The organism is Azospirillum sp. A29 (assembly GCF_042604625.1).
Taxonomy (GTDB): Bacteria; Pseudomonadota; Alphaproteobacteria; order Azospirillales; family Azospirillaceae; genus Azospirillum; species Azospirillum palustre.
The window spans coordinates 1,548,916-1,563,693 of the sequence record NZ_CP170466.1 but is presented as its reverse complement, the minus strand read 5'-3'; the positions used below and the strand labels follow the sequence as shown (position 1 = coordinate 1,563,693).

The window sequence follows — 14,778 nt, the reverse complement described above, 5'->3', positions numbered from 1 at the left end:
TGCGGAGGATGGCATGAGCCATATCGGCAAGAGGGACGCGGGCTATGATGCAAAAGCATCCAAGCGGCGCGTCGATATCACCTTGAACGAGGATCTGCTGCGGCTCGCCGAGGGCTACACCGACAACCTGTCGGACACAATCGAGTCCCTGTTGGCGGCCTGGATGCAGGATGAACGCCGGAAAAGCGATAACGATTTGGAACATCGCCGCAAAGTTGCTGCTGCGTGGAATGCGTTCGACGAGAAGCACGGGCGATTCGCCGACGAATGGAACAGCGATTTCATGCCGGAAGACGAGAGCTGCTGATGCCGCAGTTCGATGTGCATCGCAATCCAGGGCGGAGCAGGACGGCAATTCCATATCTTCTGGTCGTGCAAAGTGACCGTTGGGAGGATCGCTCCGATCGGGTGGTGGTGCCGCTGGTCCTGGCCAGGGAGATTTCCTACCATGATCGGACGCTCAATCCGGACTTCACGGTGGAAAACGTCAAGGTTCTGATGAACCCACTGCAAACAGCGACGATTCCCACCAGAATGCCCGGACCGTCGATCAACAACCTCGACGCCGAGCATCTCTGCATTATTGCATCACTCGATGCTTTGGTCGCTCAAGGCCGGTAGAAGATGCCGGCACCCTGCACCCCGCACCCCGCAGGACAGCACGTTCTCACCGTCGGCCCAGCCACTCCACCATTCCCTTGCCGGCCGCCACACCCATGGCGAAGCAGCCCTGCAACAGGTAGCCGCCGGTCGGCGCCTCCCAGTCCAGCATTTCGCCGGCCAGGAACAGGCCGGGGCGGCGGGTCAGCATCGACCGCTCGTCCAGCTCCGACAGGCGGACGCCGCCGGCCGAGGAGATCGCCCGTTCGATGGGACGCACGCCGGTCAGCACCATCGACAGCCCCTTGATCTGGCGGGCCAGCGCCACCGGGTCGGTCAGGGCGGCGGCGGGGGCGAACTCGCGCAGCAGGGCGGCGCGCGGGCCGGTCAGGGACAGCGACTTCTTCAGGAAGGTGGACAGCGACTCAGCGCCGCGGCGGCGCAGGCGCTTGACCAGCTCGGCCTCGGCCATGTCCGGCAGCAGGTCCAGCGTCAGCGTCGCCCAGCCCTCCGCCGCGATGGCGTCGCGGAGAGGCGCGCTCAGCGCATAGACCGCCCCGCCCTCGATCCCGGTCTCGGTGATAACGAATTCGCCCTTCAGGCGGCGGCCGGCGGCGGAGAGACCGACGCTCTTCACCGGCTGGCCGGCGAAGCGGTCGCGCAGGTGATCGGACCAGGGCACCTCGAACCCCATGTTGGAGGGAACCAGCGGCGCGACCTCCACCCCCAGCCCCTCCAGCAGCGGAACCCAGCCGCCGTCCGACCCGGTGCGCGGCCAGCTCGCTCCGCCCAGCGCCAGCAGGGTGGCGCGCGGGGTGACGGTGACGGTTTCCTCGCCTTGGCGGAAAGTCAGGGCGCCGGTCGCGTCCCAGCCGGTCCAACGATGGCGGCTGTGCAAGGTCACGCCCAGACCGTCCAGCCGCCGCAGCCAGGCGCGCACCAGGGTGGAGGCCTTCATCTGCACCGGGAAGACACGGCCGCTGCTGCCGACGAAGGTCTCGATGCCCAGCCCTGCCGCCCAGCCGCGCAAATCGTCGGGCGAGAAGCCGGCCAGCAGGCGGCGGAACAGCGGCTCGGCGGCGCCATAGCGCGGCAGGAAGCGGTCGAGCGGCTCCGAATGGGTCAGGTTCAGCCCGCCGCGCCCGGCCAGCAGCAGCTTGCGCGCCGGGGTGGGCGTGTGGTCGAACACGGCGACCCGCAGGCCGGCGGCCGCGGCGATCTCCGCCGCCATCAACCCGGCGGGGCCGGCGCCGACGATCGCCACGTCAGGGGTTGGGTGGGGCACTTGGAAACGCTTTCACGAAAGGGATCGCCCCCGCCCATCCCATGCTGCGCGGGCAGGGGCACGGGCGGGGGCATGCGGGGCTCGGCCTTGGTTCCCCGCGGATCAGTCCTCGTAATCCTGGTCCTGGGCCACTTCCTCGGCCAGATCGGCGGCGAGGTCGGCGAAATAGCCGGCATCGACCTCCAGGCCGTTCTCCTCGCAGATGCGCATGAAGATGCGGTAGGCATGCAGGATGGCGACGTCGAGGACGACGAGGTCCCCTTCCTCGCTGTGGCGGTCGGTGATGTCCCGCTCCTGAAGGGTGCCGACGATGTCGTGCGCGGCGGCCTGCAGGACCGCGTCCATGGCTTGCTTGTGTTGGGTCGACATCGTGTGAATCCTCGTTCCGGTCGTGCTTCGCGTCCCCGCCCGGCCGGACCGGCGCCGCATGGCCGGCGGGGGTGGCCGAACCGTCGGAGGAAACGGGCGCGTCGGGGGCTCCGTTCGTCCGCGAAAGTTCGGCCTCCCCCTTGTTGTAGAATCCTTTTTCACGGCCGAACAAGCCCCTTCACGGGGGGCCGGGGCGGGTCCTTCCGGGTAGCCTCGTACCGGCCATGGAGAGGGCTGTGGAAAGGCGCCGGTTCAGCGCGCGACGGGGGCCAGCAGGGGGGCGCCGACATAGCCCAGCGCCTTGCCTTTCCGCCCCACCTTGTACCAGCCGCCGACGGCCTCCAGCACGGTGACACGTTCGCCGGTCTCCAGCACATCCAGCACCTTGGCGTCGCAAACCGGGGCGACCCGCAGATTGCCGGCGGCCCGCAGCCGGGCGCCGGTTCCGCCGGATAGCTTTGGCCGCTGCACCCGTCCGGGCAGGTCGTCGGGCAGGGCGCAGCCGCGGTCCTCGCGGTCGGCCCTGGCATAGCGGCCGGGCTTTGCGGCGGTTGCGGGCTCGGTGCCGGCGGTCCGCGTGGGCACGGCTTCGGCCAGATAGGCGCTGGTGACGTAGCCCTGCGGCTTGCCGCTTCGGCCGATCCGCTGCCAGCCGTCGGACGGCACGCCGAAGGCCGTCACCCGCTCGCCCTTTTCCACCGTGTCGAGGACCCGGCCCCTGGCTTCCGGCGTCGCCCGCAGATAGATGCCGGCGGTGGCGGTCATCGGCCGCTGTGCGGGAACGACCGAAGGCTGCTTGGCAGGGGCTTCCTGTGAAGCCGGCTCCTTGGCGACAAGTGTGGGTGCTGTCTCAACTTGTGGCTTCATCGCCGGCAGCGGTGGAATCTTGACGGCCGGCGGTGCCTCCGCGGCCTTGGGATCGGGTGCTTTCGCGGCCGCGGCCGCTACCGGGGGCGGAGCGGGTTGCAGGCCGGGCGGCGATAGCGGCGCCGACAACAGGCCGGGGGCTTCCGGGGGATGCTCCCAGACCACGCCGGGGGTCAAAGGGGGGGAAAGCGCCTGTGCCGGCGTCAGGCGGGGGAGGGCGACGATGGGGGCGGGCGACGGGGTCAGCCGTTCGGCCGCGCTGTCCGCCAGCGCACCGGCCGGGCAGCCGAACGGCCCGCCCAGCAGCAGGGCCGGTGCCGCGATCCGCAGCCAGGCGATCAGCCGCGCTCCAGCCATCACCCCCTCCTCAGTCGAGCGTGATGCGGGCGATCAGCGTCGGCAGCGTCTGACAGCGCAGAAGCCCGTCGAGCGTCCGGTGTTCGGTGAGCCGCAGGGTCAGCGCGCAACCGAAGGAGTTCACCGCCAGTTCGGTCTGCGCCAGCGTGCCGATGATGCTGGACGAACGCGCGATGCTGTAGCCGGGCGCCCCCAACTTGCCGGCCAGCGCGCCGTTGACCGGGCTGAACCCGTCGATCTCCAGCGTCATCGGTCCCAGATTCTGCACCACCACCTCGGAACTCGGATCCTCCTTGGTGGCGTAGAGCTGGACCGGGACGGCGCGGTGGCGGGCGATCCAGTCCTTCAGCGCGAGGTTGGCGACCACCGGGTCGCGGCTTTGCAGCGCCGCCTCCATCGCCGTCTGGCGCAGCGCCGGGTCGTTGCCGCCCAGTGCCGCTTCGAAGGCGGCCAGCCGTGCCGCGCGGTCCGTGCCGGTCAGTTTGCCGCGCAGGTCGGCGACCTGGGCGATGCGCGCCTCGACCGCCCGGCGCTCCGTTTCGGCGCGGGCGGCTTCCGCCTTGGCGGCGGCGGTCTGCTGGGCCAGCCTTTCCTCCTCGCGCCGTCGGCGTTCGCTGTCCTCGGCCAGCCGCTGGGCAGCGTCGCGGTCCAGCTGTTCGCGCAGGCTCCTGGCTTCGGGGGTGCCCAGCACGACCGTGCGGCCGGGCAGTTCGGTGGCCGGCTTGCCGATGCCGTCGAGCAGGCCGGGGGACTGTGGCGTCAGCGTCACAGTCCATCCACCGGCGCCGCGGGTGGCGAGCGCCGTCGCCACCCAGCTCTTGCTCAGTCCGGCCTCCGCCGCCGGGCGCAGGAAGGTCACCGGCCCTTCACGGCTGTCCACCAGATAGGTCGGTCCGCCCAGAACCAGCTTGGCGCTGACCCGTGCCGCCACCTGCGGTTCCGGAGATTGCGGTTCCGGCAGCGGTTCGACGCTCAGCGACTCGATGCGCCAGGGGGCGGGCAGCAGCGCTTCGATCCGCGCACGCAGGAGGGAGTCCGGGATCGTCTCGACCGTGGGAACCTTGGCGGTGGCGGTGGCCTCCGCAGCCCAGGCGCCCTCGACCGGCGCACCGAGTGCGACCCAGCCGGCGATGAGGGTTGCGCCCAGGCTCACTCTTGGGCCTGCCCCGAGGCCCGACCCGGCACCGGCTGCGATGCGGGCCGCGAATCGTCCGTTCCCCGGTCGCTTCATCGCCGATCCTTCCCCCCGTGTCCGCCGTCCAATGTCCGCCGTCCGGCACTGGTATAGCGAAGGTTCCGGCCAAGGGAAGCGGCTTTTCCCGGCAACCTGTCGATCTGTGGTTGGATGCAATACCCGCCTGCGCCGGATTGTCGCGTCAATCCGCACCCATGGGTCGAATTGGACTTGGACGCCACACGCCACTTGCAATATGGTCACACAAATGGATGTATTGGCCCCGTATCGAGAGATCGGGACACGCAACGGATGGGGAACGGGGTTTCCGATGGAGGGCACGGGCGGAGGTAAAGACGGACCGGCGCTGCTCTGCCGCAATGTCAAAGTGAGCGGCCGCCGAACCAGCTTAAGAATGGAGCCGTATATTTGGGATTCGTTGAAGGAAATCTGTGAGCGGGAGCAGATGACCCTCAACGAAATCTGCACCCAGATCGACGAACGGCGTGGGGAGGCGAACCTGACTGCCTCCATCCGCGTCTTTATCGTCAGCTATTACCGCACCGCCATCGGTCAGCGCGGTTTTTCGGAAGATGGTCAGTCGCCTCTGCTGCGCAGGGCGATGGACGACGCCGTTCCGTTGGAGTGACAAGTGCGGGTATAACGGGCCAGGGGTGACGGGAGCGGGCTATGCGCTCCCGTCCACCGGGTTCACCAGCGCAGGCTGGGAACCGCGTAGGTCGGCATGTGACCCGACGCATCGGCCAGGGCGCGCAGGTTGACCGGATCGACCGAAGCCCCCCAGGCTGCGCCGCCCAGTTCTTCCTGGTGGATGCCTGCGGTGACCAGTGCAACATCGATCCCGGCGGCATTGGCACCGGCAACATCGGTGCGCAGGCTGTCGCCCACCGCCAGGATGCGGCTCTTGTCGGCGATGCCCAGCAGCTTGAAGCAGCGCTCATAGACGGGGGCATGGGGCTTGCCGTGCTGGCGCACGTCGCCGCCCATCTCCTCGTAGCGGGCGGCCAGCGTGCCGGCGCAGATCACCAGCATCGGTCCCACCATCACCACCAGATCGGGGTTGGCGCAGATCATCGGCAATCCTGCGGCCAGGCACGCGTCCAACTGCGGCTGATAGTCCGCCACTGTCTCGCCGAAGGTGACGATGCCGGTGTTGACGACGAAATCCGCGTCCTCCGGCGTAGCGGCAACCCGATAGCCGAGCCCGGAGAAGACATCGATGTCGCGCTCCGGTCCGATGTGGTAGAGCCGCCGGCCGAGGGCGGCGTGCCAGGGATCGTCGCGGTCGCGCAGCGCCTCGTAGGTCGCCTCGCCCGAGGTCATGACATGGTGGTAGCGCTCGCGCCCCAGCCCCATGCCGTCCAGCTTCTCGATGACGCCGGTGGTTCGGCGCGGCGCGTTGGACAGCAGGCAAATCGTCTTGCCGGCCGCGCCCATGCGGTCCAGGCAGTCGGGCACGCCGGGATAAGGCTGTTCGCCGTCATGCAGCACGCCCCAGAGGTCCAGGATGAACCCGTCATAGCGGTCGATGACCTCGGCGATGCCGGAAATCTGTCGGATGTCGGCCATGGTGTCCGGTCGGTTTGATGGGAAGATAAGGATCGGATTGCATTGATCGGATTGCGTCGACAGGCCGATCTCAGCGTGGTTGCAGCAACTCCGCGTAAACCGCCAGCGTGTCGGCGCACATGCGGTCCTTGGTGTAGCGGTCGGCGACGAAGGCCATGGCGCGGGCGCCGATGGCGTCCCGTTGCTCCGGCGTCAGCGACAGCGCCTCCTCCAGTGCCCGGGCCAGGGCGTCGGGATCGTCCGGCGGCACCACCCAGGCGGTTTCGCCGGGGACGACGGTCTCCTGATAGGCGCCGATGGCCGAGACGATCACCGGCTTGCCCATCGCCTGAGCCTCGACGATCACCCGCCCGAAGGCTTCCGGCTCGCGCGAGGCGGAGACGACAACCGTCGACAGCAGGTAAGCCGCGGCCATGTCGCTGCAATGGTCGGTCATCCGCACCACGCCGCGCAGGCCGGCATTGGCGATGCGGTTCTCCAGCTCTTCCCGGTAGCCGGTGCGACCCTGGTCGGAGCCGACCAGCAAGGCCAGCACATCCTTGCGCCCCAGCTTGGCCAGCGCGTCGATCAACACGATCTGGCCTTTCCAGCGGGTCAGCCGGCCGGGCAGCAGGATCACCGGCCGGTCGTCCGGCAGGTTCCATTGCTTGGCAAGGGTCACCAGCCGTGTCGGGCTGACCCGGTCGGGTGCGAAGACGCCGCGGTCGATGCCGCGGTGGATGACGCGCACCTTTTGCGGATCGACCGGGTAGTTGCCCAGCACATGGTCGCGGATGAAGCCGGAGATGGCGATCACCCGCTCGCCCCGCGCCATCACCGAATTGTACCAGCGCTTCAGCCGCCCGCCGACCGGCCCCGAACCGAAATTGTAAGGCGCGTGGAAGGTGGTCATGTAGCGCGCACCCGTCTCGCGGCAGGCCAGCCACGCGCTCCAGGCCGGCGCGCGGGATCGGGCGTGGACAATGTCCACCTTGTGCTCGCGGATGATGGCGGCCAGCCGGCGGGCGTTGCGGCGGATGGTCAGCGGGTTCTTGGAGGCCAGCGGCAGCGTCAGATGGGCGATGCGGGCGCGGTCCAGCTCCCGCACCATCGGTCCGCCCTGCGACGCCACCAGCGGCGTGCCGCCGGCGGCCTGCAGGGCGAGCGCCATGTCGATGCAGCCGCGCTCCGCCCCGCCGGTGACCAACGTCGGCACCACCTGCAGGACCGTCGGCGCCCTCCCTCCCGGCCAATGCTCAGGCCAGCCGGGGACAGGGATGTCCTGATGGGCGTCCGCGTTGCGCGGGGAATGGTCGGTGGTAAGGTGGGGGTCGAAATCCATGATGCCGGCTGCTCGCAAAGGGCGGCCCGGGACCGGCCGCGGGGCCCGGCAAGCCGGTGCCCCATCGAGCCCGGTGCCCGACCGCGTGCCGGTGTCCGTTGTCGAAGGTGACCGTATGACCGAAACCGCAGCCCAACCGGGCGGCGCGCACCATAGCCTAACGCGCGGTGCCGCGACCATAGCCTATCACCACACCCCTGCCGGCCCGTCCGGGCGGGGCAAGCCGGGCGTGATGTTCCTTGGCGGCTTCATGTCCGACATGACCGGCGGCAAGGCGACGGCGCTGGAAGCATGGTCGGTGGCGCGCGGCCTGTCCTTCACCCGCTTCGACTACCAGGGCCACGGCGCTTCCAGCGGGCGGTTCGCCGACGGCACCATCGGCCTGTGGGCCGACGATGCGCTTGCGGTGCTGGACGAGGTGACGACCGGCCCGCAGATCCTGGTCGGCTCCTCCATGGGCGGCTGGATGATGCTGCTGACTGCGCTCCGCCGGCCGGAGCGGGTTTCCGGGCTGGTCGGCATCGCGCCGGCCCCCGATTTCACCGAAGACCTGATGTGGGACATCTTCGAAGCCGACATCCGCCGACAGATCATGGAGGTGGGCGTCTGGAACCGCCCCTCGGACTACGGTCCCGAGCCGCAACCGATCACCCGCGCCCTGATCGAAGACGGCCGCAACCATCTGCTGCTGCGCGGCCCCATCGCCTTCGACGGCCCCGTCCGCCTGCTGCATGGCCAGCGCGACCCCGACGTCCCCTGGCAGTTCAGCCTGCGCATTGCCGAGGCGCTGACCGGCGACGATGTCCGCGTCACGCTGGTCAAGGACGGTGACCATCGCCTGTCCCGCCCCAAGGATCTTGACCTGCTGTGCCGCAGCGTCGGCGTTCTGGTGGATGGATTTGGCGGATGAAATCGGAGCGGTTCGGTATGCCGCCAAAAAAAAGTCGTCCGCGTGAAACAGAGGCTTGCATCGCCGCGAACCTCTGGCTATAACCCGGGCCTCTGCGGAGGGGTGGCCGAGTGGTTGAAGGCGCACGCCTGGAAAGTGTGTATACGTCAAAAGCGTATCGAGGGTTCGAATCCCTCTCCCTCCGCCACGAAATCAGGCCAGAGCGTTGATTTTCTCAGAAAATCCGCTCTGGCCTTTTTCGTTTTCCACATTTTGCCTCATTGTTGATTTGTCGCCGGATATGCTGGTGGCAGCGCACCGAATACGATGGCTGGCGCTAGAATTGCGCCCGAGTGTTGTGGCTGGTCGCATTAACAGTGCAGTTGCGATCCTGCGACATAATTCAGCGGCTGCCGGGACAACCAAGTGGCCTCGAATCGGAAGCATTAACCCGTATGTGTTTCCTCTTGCGCCAAAACCCTACTTTTGGTTTTATGAACCGGTGGTTTAGATGCGCTGTCGAGGTTCGCGTGCGTATACGCATTGGATTGGCTGCGGTTCTTCTTGGTGCTGGGATGCTGTCTGCATGCCAGACAATGAACGATGTGGCGAAAACGGTCGGCAAACCGCCGGAGAAGGCGCTTGAGATGCGTGCGCTTCAGACGCGCCGTTTCGACAGCGAGAACGAGAAGCTTCTGCTCGAGGCTGGAACCCAGACCCTTCAGGATCTTGGCTTTACCATTTCCGAGGCGTCGAGCGATGTCGGCGTGGTGGTTGCTTCCAAGCAGCGCAGTGCGGAGGAGGGCGGGCAGGTTGCGGCACAGATCGGCCTGACGATCGCAATGGCTCTGCTCGGCGTGGCAAACAATCCCACCTGGGACCAGGAGCAGACCATTCGGGTGACGTTCATTGCCAGCCCGGTTTCCGGCGGCCGTCAGACCGAAGTGCGCACCGCTTTCGACCGTATCCTGATCAACAATCATGGAAACGCCTGGAAGGCGGAATTGCTGATGGAGCCGCAACTCTACCAGGAGTTCTTCGAAAAGCTCTCCGCCAGCGCGTTCCTTGAGGCTCACAAGATATGACATTGAGCAAGAGCATCCGCCTTGCGATCTTCGGCGCCATGGCGCTCGCGGTCGCAGGCTGTCAGACCAACACTCAACCGCAAATCGTGCTCAGCAAGAAAAGCCCCGTCGAATTGAGGGCAATGCAGGCGCGTGCATTCGAAACTTCCGATCAGAACAAAGCCCTGCGGACCGTGATCGCCACACTCCAAGATCTTGGCTATGGGGTCGACAAGGTCGAGCCGGCTGCCGGAACGGTTTCGGCCAGCAAGCTGGCCAAGCTTCGCATGACAGCCACGGTTTATCCGCGCGGTCCTTCCCGTATGATCATACGCTCCAACGCCGTGGTCATGAACCTTGGGGTGGAAAGTCAGGTGGACGATCCGGCTTTTTACAAGGATCTGTTCTTTGAGCCGCTGGGAAAAGCAATGTTCCTGACCGCTCTCGAACTGGGCAGTGAAGAGGATGTTCCGCCGGTGGCGGATACCGCATCGAAAACGACTGCCAAGCCGTAATCCACTTCAGATCGAGGTCTCCTTCCATGCTCTTCAAGAATTGCACGTTGGTCGTGATGGGGCTTGCCTCGGCGCTGCTGGCCGGTTGCCAGACGGCTGGAGAGCATGCCGCCGCTGTCCGTCAGGCACAGGATGCGGATCGCTTGACCGTCGGCAAGGTGCAGCGCGAGATCCGCATCGGCATGACGAGTGCGGAAGTCGTCGAGGTGCTTGGTTCGCCCAACATGGTGACGACGGACGACCGCCGCCGCGAGAATTGGGTCTATGACAAGATCTCGACGGAGACGGCGTACTCGTCCAGCAGCGGTGGCGTGAACGCACTGATTCTGGGCGGTGGTCCGATTGGCGCCGGCATTGGCGGTGCCTTGGGCGGCGCCGGCGTCAGCGGCTCCGCGGGCGCCCGCAGCACCTCGCAGCGGACGTTGACGGTGATCGTCAAATTCGACGAGGGCAGCCGGGTTCGCGATTTTTCGTATCGCTCCAGCAGCTTCTGACCGGAGCGGCAGCATGAAGTGCCGGGTCGTCGCATCCGTCCTGATCCTATCGGTGTTGGCGGGCTGCCAGCAGACGTCAGGAACGCAGCAGCAGCAGACCGCTGCGCTTACGCTGGCGGCCGAGAGTCTTGGGCAGCGTCAGATGCAGACCCGGCGCTTCGACACGACCGATGAACGGAACATCCTCGCTGCTTGTGCCGGTGTGCTGCAGGACCTCGGCTTTACCACCGAGGAAACCAACCTCAAGGCCGGGTTGATCGTCGCCTCCAAGGACCGCGATGCGGTCGAGTCAGGACAGGTTGCCGGGCAGGTCTTCTTTGCTCTCCTGGTTGCGGCCATGGGAGGCCGTGCGGACCCGGTGTGGGACGCCAATCAGAAGATCAGGATCTCCATCGTGACGCGGCCGACAGGCGATCGAAGCGGCATCATCGTCCGTGCGACTTTCCAGCGTGTGATTTGGAACACGAAGAATCAGGTTTCGCGCGTCGAGACGATCGACAAGCCCGAAATCCATCAGCAGTTCTTCGAAAAGCTCTCGCAATCTGTTTTTCTTGAGGCGCACCAGATATGAGCATGACCGATCGCCGGAATTTGTCGGTCCGCGCTGGGGTCATGGCACTCGGGTTGGCTTTGCTTTCGCTTGGCGGATGCCAGACGGACTCGAAGCAACAGGTGATGGCCGTCGACAAGAGCCAGGTTGAGCTGCGCGCGATCCAGACGCGGGCTTTCGACACCAGCGACCGTAACCTGACTATTCGCACGGTAATCAGTAGTCTTCAGGATCTCGGCTTCGTCATCGATAAAGCCGATGAGCAGTTGGGCATCATCAGCGGAACCAAGCTGTCCGGCTATGCCATGCGCATGACGGTTACGGTTCGCCCACGCGGTAAGACCCAAATGGCGGTGCGGGCGAGCGCGCAATACAATCTGGTCGCAGTATCGGATGCCGAGCCTTATCAGCAGTTCTTCGCCGCCCTGTCGAAGGCGATGTTCCTGACCGCGAACGAAGTGGACTGACGCCTCGCGGCTGGATCCCGAATGCTCCGGTCGGCCGGTTCGGCGCGGCGGACATAGTTCCCGGGTCGTTTCCTGACACAATAGAAAAGCCCGCCCAGCACTTGGCGATTGCCGGTGCGGGGCGGGCTGTCAGTCGTTTCCGGTGCCTGGAACGGAAGGGGCCTCGCCTCTTACTTCGACCGCGACACGCGGCGCAGGAAGTCGATGAACTGCGTCTGCTCTTCCGGAGACAGGTCCTTGACCATGCCCTGGTCATGAGCCTGGACGCGTGGGATCAGGTCGTCCATCAGCGTCTGGCCTTCCGGCGACAGGCGCAGCGCGTAGGAGCGGCGATCGTTGGGCGACGGGGCGCGGACGACCAAGCCACGCGACTCGAGCCGGTCGATCACGGCGACCATTGTCGACCGGTCGATGCCGACCGCCGTGCCCAGATCGGACTGCGACAGGCCTTCATTCTCCCGGATCATGATCAGCACGCCGAACTGGCCGGGCGTGATGTCATGCGGAGCGACCGCGTTCTGGAAGCTCTGGAACACCGCGACCTGAGCCTTGCGCAGGTTGTACCCCACGAGCTCAGGAAGGGGGCCGAGGGCAAGCTTGCCGTTCTTTCCGGGCCGCAGACGCGACCGCCGGTCGGCGGGGGTGGAACGCTCGTTGTCAGTCACCGTGGATGCCATATTTTGGGTGAATTATCGGATGAACGGATAAAATGCGGGTATGGCTTTCGTTTGTCAGCAAGAACTGCACAGGCGATAGGCTATGCATGCCAGATATGCGTCTGGCGTATTGGTGGGAGCGCGCACAAATTCCATCTTGAAGAGTCAAGAAGTGATCGACGCCGATTCGACGCCGATCGCCCGCCCTGCGGTTTCCCCTGCCGCGCGCGGGTTCCCGAATCGGAGCTTCCGACGCCCGGTCCCCCCCAGACCGGGCGTCTTCGTTTCCAGACGGACCCGCCCCGAACCTCGGCCCCGGCACGCCGGAGCGCTTTGCAGGGCAGGGCGGATGGTTGGGCGCTTGGTCCGTTGCCGGCTTTCGGGTTAGCTGTTCGACAGTGTCCCAACCAGAGAGCCGATGCCATGGCCTTCGCCATTCCCCTGTGGTCCCAGCCTGCCGTCCCCGTCACGGGCGGCGATCCGTTCCCGGTGCGGCGTATCTACTGTGTCGGCCGCAACTATGCCGCCCATGCGCGTGAGATGGGTGCCGATCCCGACCGTGAGCCGCCCTTCTTCTTCATGAAGCCGGCCGATGCCATCGTCGCCGACGGCGCCACCATCCCCTATCCGTCGAAGACCGCCAACCTGCATCACGAGATCGAACTGGTGGTGGCGATCGGGACCGGCGGCCGCGACATCCCGGTCGACCGGGCGCTGGAGCATGTGTTCGGCTATGCCGTCGGCCTCGACATGACACGGCGCGACCTGCAGAACGCCGCCAAGAAGGAAGGCAAGCCCTGGGACATGGGCAAGGGCTTTGACCAGTCGGCTCCCTGCTCCGCAATCCGTACCGTCGCCGACATCGGCCACCCCGCCAAGGGTGCCGTCACGCTGGAGGTGAATGGCGAGCCGCGGCAGAAGGGCGACCTGTCCGACCTGATCTGGTCGGTGGCGGAGACGATCTCCTACCTGTCCGAGCTGGTCGAACTGCAGCCGGGCGATCTGATCTACACCGGCACGCCGGAGGGTGTCGGCGCGGTGGTGGCCGGCGATGTGCTGACCGGTGCGGTCGAGGGCGTCGGCACCCTGACCCTGACAATCGCCTGAGCCGCCGCCGATGCGCATCGCGACCTGGAACATCAATTCGGTCCGCATGCGTCTGGACCTCCTCCTCCGCCTGATGGAGGAGGAGCAGCCGGACGTGATCTGCCTGCAGGAAACCAAGGTGGTGGACGCTGACTTCCCGCTCGGCCCGCTGGCGGAGCGCGGCTATGTCCACGCCCACATCCACGGGATGAAGAGCTACAACGGCGTCGCCATCCTGTCGCGCCTGCCCTTCTCTTCGCACGACGTCCAGCACTGGTGCGGCAAGCAGGACTGCCGCCACGCCCTCGCCCATCTGCCGGGCGGGATCGAGCTGCACAGCGTCTACATCCCGGCCGGCGGCGACATCCCCGACCCGGCGGTGAACGACAAGTTCGCCCACAAGCTCCAGTTCCTGGACGAGATGACCCACTGGCTCAGCACGGAACGGACGCCCGACCGTCCGATGGTGCTGGTCGGCGACCTGAACATCGCGCCCCTGGAGCAGGATGTCTGGAGCCACAGGGAACTGCTGTCCGTGGTCTCCCACACGCCCATCGAGGTCGAGAAGCTGGCGGCGATGCAGGCTTCGGCCGGTTGGGTCGACGCCCTGCGCCGCTTCGTTCCGCCGGAGGAGAAGCTCTACACCTGGTGGAGCTACCGGGCGAAGGACTGGGCCGCCTCCAACCGCGGCCGGCGCCTGGACCATATCTGGGTGACGCCGCCGCTCGAAGGCGCGCTGAAAGGCATCAAGGTGCTGCGCGATGCCCGCGGCTGGGAACCCAAGCCGTCGGACCATGTGCCGGTGATCGTCGATCTGGATGTCTGATGGCTGACTGCCTGACGGGGGGAGGGGGCGGTCGCGCCCCCTCGCTCCGGTAAAGCCTTACCCGAGCAGGCCGATGTTCAACCGCAGCAGTTCCGGCGTGCCGTCCTTGGCCAACCGGAACAGGTGGGCGCAGCCGTTGCGCAGTTCCTCCGCCGGGGCGTCGCGCATGTCCCAGCCGGTGGCGAGCGCATAGAGCGCACGCAGGATGCCGTTGTGGGCGACGGCGCCGGTCGGATGCCCTTCCGCCGCCAGATCGGCGAGCCAGGAGCGCAGGCGGACCTGCACCTCGCGCGGGCTTTCACCGCCGGGTGCCTTGAAGTCCAGCCCCAGCCGGTCGTGGCGGACCGGCATACGGCCGTTGGCCCGCAGATCCTCGGTGCGCTGGCCTTCCCACTCGCCCCAATCCATCTCGACGATCCGCGGTTCCGGTCTGGGATCGAGGCCGAGCAGCAGGGCGGTTTCCCAGGCCCGGCGCTTCGGGCTGGCGACCCAGCGCAGTCCGGCCGACTCGGACGGCAGGCGGTAGCGGGCGACCCGTGCGCGGCCGGCGTCGGACAGTGGCTCGTCGATGCTGCCCTGGATGCGCCCTTCGGCGTTCCAGGCGGTCGGGCCGTGGCGGAGGATCAGCAGGGTGGTCATGACGGTACCGGGACGCGGATGACGGGGAT

At 66.8% G+C, this 14,778-nt stretch carries 19 protein-coding genes and 1 tRNA gene; 12 read left to right on the top strand and 8 right to left on the bottom strand.

Annotation, left to right across the window (positions count from 1 at the left end; all coding sequences use genetic code 11):
• The first annotated feature begins 13 nt into the window (after window positions 1-13).
• Complete coding sequence (locus ABNQ38_RS22395) at window positions 14-307, top strand: type II toxin-antitoxin system CcdA family antitoxin (protein WP_377808110.1); 294 nt, start codon at window positions 14-16, stop codon at window positions 305-307.
• On the top strand, window positions 307-621 hold the full coding sequence (locus ABNQ38_RS22390) for a CcdB family protein (protein ID WP_377808109.1): 315 nt from the start codon (window positions 307-309) through the stop codon (window positions 619-621). The genes ABNQ38_RS22395 and ABNQ38_RS22390 overlap by 1 nt, the downstream gene beginning before the upstream one ends.
• Window positions 622-667: 46 nt before the next feature.
• Here ABNQ38_RS22390 and ABNQ38_RS22385 read toward each other — a convergent pair whose 3' ends face one another.
• The 4 genes from ABNQ38_RS22385 to ABNQ38_RS22370 all read right to left on the bottom strand — a co-directional run bounded on the left by ABNQ38_RS22385 (window position 668) and on the right by ABNQ38_RS22370 (window position 4,631).
• Window positions 668-1,831: a TIGR03862 family flavoprotein gene (locus ABNQ38_RS22385; protein WP_377810107.1), complete on the bottom strand. Its 1,164-nt coding sequence runs from the start codon at window positions 1,829-1,831 to the stop codon at window positions 668-670.
• Window positions 1,832-1,987: 156 nt separating this feature from the next.
• Window positions 1,988-2,254, bottom strand: coding sequence for a hypothetical protein (locus ABNQ38_RS22380; protein WP_098740726.1), 267 nt, complete (start codon window positions 2,252-2,254; stop codon window positions 1,988-1,990).
• A gap of 252 nt (window positions 2,255-2,506) precedes the next feature.
• A complete protein-coding gene (locus ABNQ38_RS22375) occupies window positions 2,507-3,478 on the bottom strand; it encodes an SH3 domain-containing protein (RefSeq protein ID WP_377808108.1) in 972 nt (323 codons plus the stop codon).
• Window positions 3,479-3,488: 10 nt separating this feature from the next.
• The gene (locus ABNQ38_RS22370; RefSeq protein WP_377808107.1) at window positions 3,489-4,631 is read right to left on the bottom strand and encodes a hypothetical protein; all 1,143 of its coding nucleotides are present in this window, start codon (window positions 4,629-4,631) and stop codon (window positions 3,489-3,491) included.
• Between the two features lie 352 nt (window positions 4,632-4,983).
• On the opposite strand from ABNQ38_RS22370, the gene ABNQ38_RS22365 reads away from it, so the two are divergent.
• On the top strand, window positions 4,984-5,301 hold the full coding sequence (locus tag ABNQ38_RS22365; RefSeq protein ID WP_377808106.1) for a ribbon-helix-helix domain-containing protein: 318 nt from the start codon (window positions 4,984-4,986) through the stop codon (window positions 5,299-5,301).
• A gap of 62 nt (window positions 5,302-5,363) precedes the next feature.
• Here the strand turns inward: ABNQ38_RS22365 and ABNQ38_RS22360 are convergent, their stop codons facing one another.
• Together ABNQ38_RS22360 and ABNQ38_RS22355 are read right to left on the bottom strand one after the other, a co-directional pair.
• The gene (locus tag ABNQ38_RS22360) at window positions 5,364-6,242 is read right to left on the bottom strand and encodes a TIGR01459 family HAD-type hydrolase (protein WP_377808105.1); all 879 of its coding nucleotides are present in this window, start codon (window positions 6,240-6,242) and stop codon (window positions 5,364-5,366) included.
• Window positions 6,243-6,312: 70 nt separating this feature from the next.
• Window positions 6,313-7,563 carry a glycosyltransferase family 4 protein gene (locus ABNQ38_RS22355; protein WP_377808104.1) on the bottom strand — a complete coding sequence of 417 codons (1,251 nt, stop codon included), beginning with the start codon at window positions 7,561-7,563 and terminating at the stop codon, window positions 6,313-6,315.
• Between the two features lie 115 nt (window positions 7,564-7,678).
• On the opposite strand from ABNQ38_RS22355, the gene ABNQ38_RS22350 reads away from it, so the two are divergent.
• From ABNQ38_RS22350 to ABNQ38_RS22320, 7 genes are all read left to right on the top strand, one after another.
• Window positions 7,679-8,473 carry an alpha/beta fold hydrolase gene (locus ABNQ38_RS22350; RefSeq protein WP_377808103.1) on the top strand — a complete coding sequence of 265 codons (795 nt, stop codon included), beginning with the start codon at window positions 7,679-7,681 and terminating at the stop codon, window positions 8,471-8,473.
• Between the two features lie 96 nt (window positions 8,474-8,569).
• Window positions 8,570-8,660 (top strand) — tRNA-Ser (locus ABNQ38_RS22345).
• 388 nt (window positions 8,661-9,048) lie between these two features.
• Entirely contained in the window at window positions 9,049-9,537 is a 489-nt protein-coding gene (locus ABNQ38_RS22340; protein ID WP_209798513.1) for a hypothetical protein, read from the top strand.
• A 2-nt stretch (window positions 9,538-9,539) separates the two neighbouring features.
• Entirely contained in the window at window positions 9,540-10,031 is a 492-nt protein-coding gene (locus ABNQ38_RS22335; protein WP_377808102.1) for a hypothetical protein, read from the top strand.
• Between the two features lie 26 nt (window positions 10,032-10,057).
• Window positions 10,058-10,525 (top strand): hypothetical protein, encoded by a 468-nt coding sequence (locus tag ABNQ38_RS22330; protein WP_174473298.1) that lies wholly within the window; start codon window positions 10,058-10,060, stop codon window positions 10,523-10,525.
• Between the two features lie 13 nt (window positions 10,526-10,538).
• Window positions 10,539-11,096, top strand: a complete 558-nt coding sequence (locus ABNQ38_RS22325; protein WP_377808101.1) for a hypothetical protein — start codon at window positions 10,539-10,541, stop codon at window positions 11,094-11,096.
• Window positions 11,093-11,542 (top strand): hypothetical protein, encoded by a 450-nt coding sequence (locus tag ABNQ38_RS22320; RefSeq protein ID WP_377808100.1) that lies wholly within the window; start codon window positions 11,093-11,095, stop codon window positions 11,540-11,542. The genes ABNQ38_RS22325 and ABNQ38_RS22320 overlap by 4 nt, the downstream gene beginning before the upstream one ends.
• 170 nt (window positions 11,543-11,712) lie before the next feature.
• On the opposite strand, the gene ABNQ38_RS22315 is transcribed toward ABNQ38_RS22320, so the two are convergent.
• The gene (locus ABNQ38_RS22315) at window positions 11,713-12,207 is read right to left on the bottom strand and encodes a MarR family winged helix-turn-helix transcriptional regulator (protein WP_244592894.1); all 495 of its coding nucleotides are present in this window, start codon (window positions 12,205-12,207) and stop codon (window positions 11,713-11,715) included.
• Window positions 12,208-12,621: 414 nt separating this feature from the next.
• Between ABNQ38_RS22315 and ABNQ38_RS22310 the strand changes: the two genes are divergently transcribed.
• Both ABNQ38_RS22310 and xth read left to right on the top strand, forming a co-directional pair.
• Window positions 12,622-13,305: a fumarylacetoacetate hydrolase family protein gene (locus ABNQ38_RS22310; protein WP_377808099.1), complete on the top strand. Its 684-nt coding sequence runs from the start codon at window positions 12,622-12,624 to the stop codon at window positions 13,303-13,305.
• Window positions 13,306-13,315: 10 nt separating this feature from the next.
• The gene (xth, locus tag ABNQ38_RS22305) at window positions 13,316-14,110 is read left to right on the top strand and encodes an exodeoxyribonuclease III (RefSeq protein ID WP_376958086.1); all 795 of its coding nucleotides are present in this window, start codon (window positions 13,316-13,318) and stop codon (window positions 14,108-14,110) included.
• Window positions 14,111-14,167: 57 nt separating this feature from the next.
• Here the strand turns inward: xth and ABNQ38_RS22300 are convergent, their stop codons facing one another.
• Window positions 14,168-14,749: a histidine phosphatase family protein gene (locus ABNQ38_RS22300; protein WP_377808098.1), complete on the bottom strand. Its 582-nt coding sequence runs from the start codon at window positions 14,747-14,749 to the stop codon at window positions 14,168-14,170.
• Window positions 14,750-14,778: the final 29 nt, after the last annotated feature.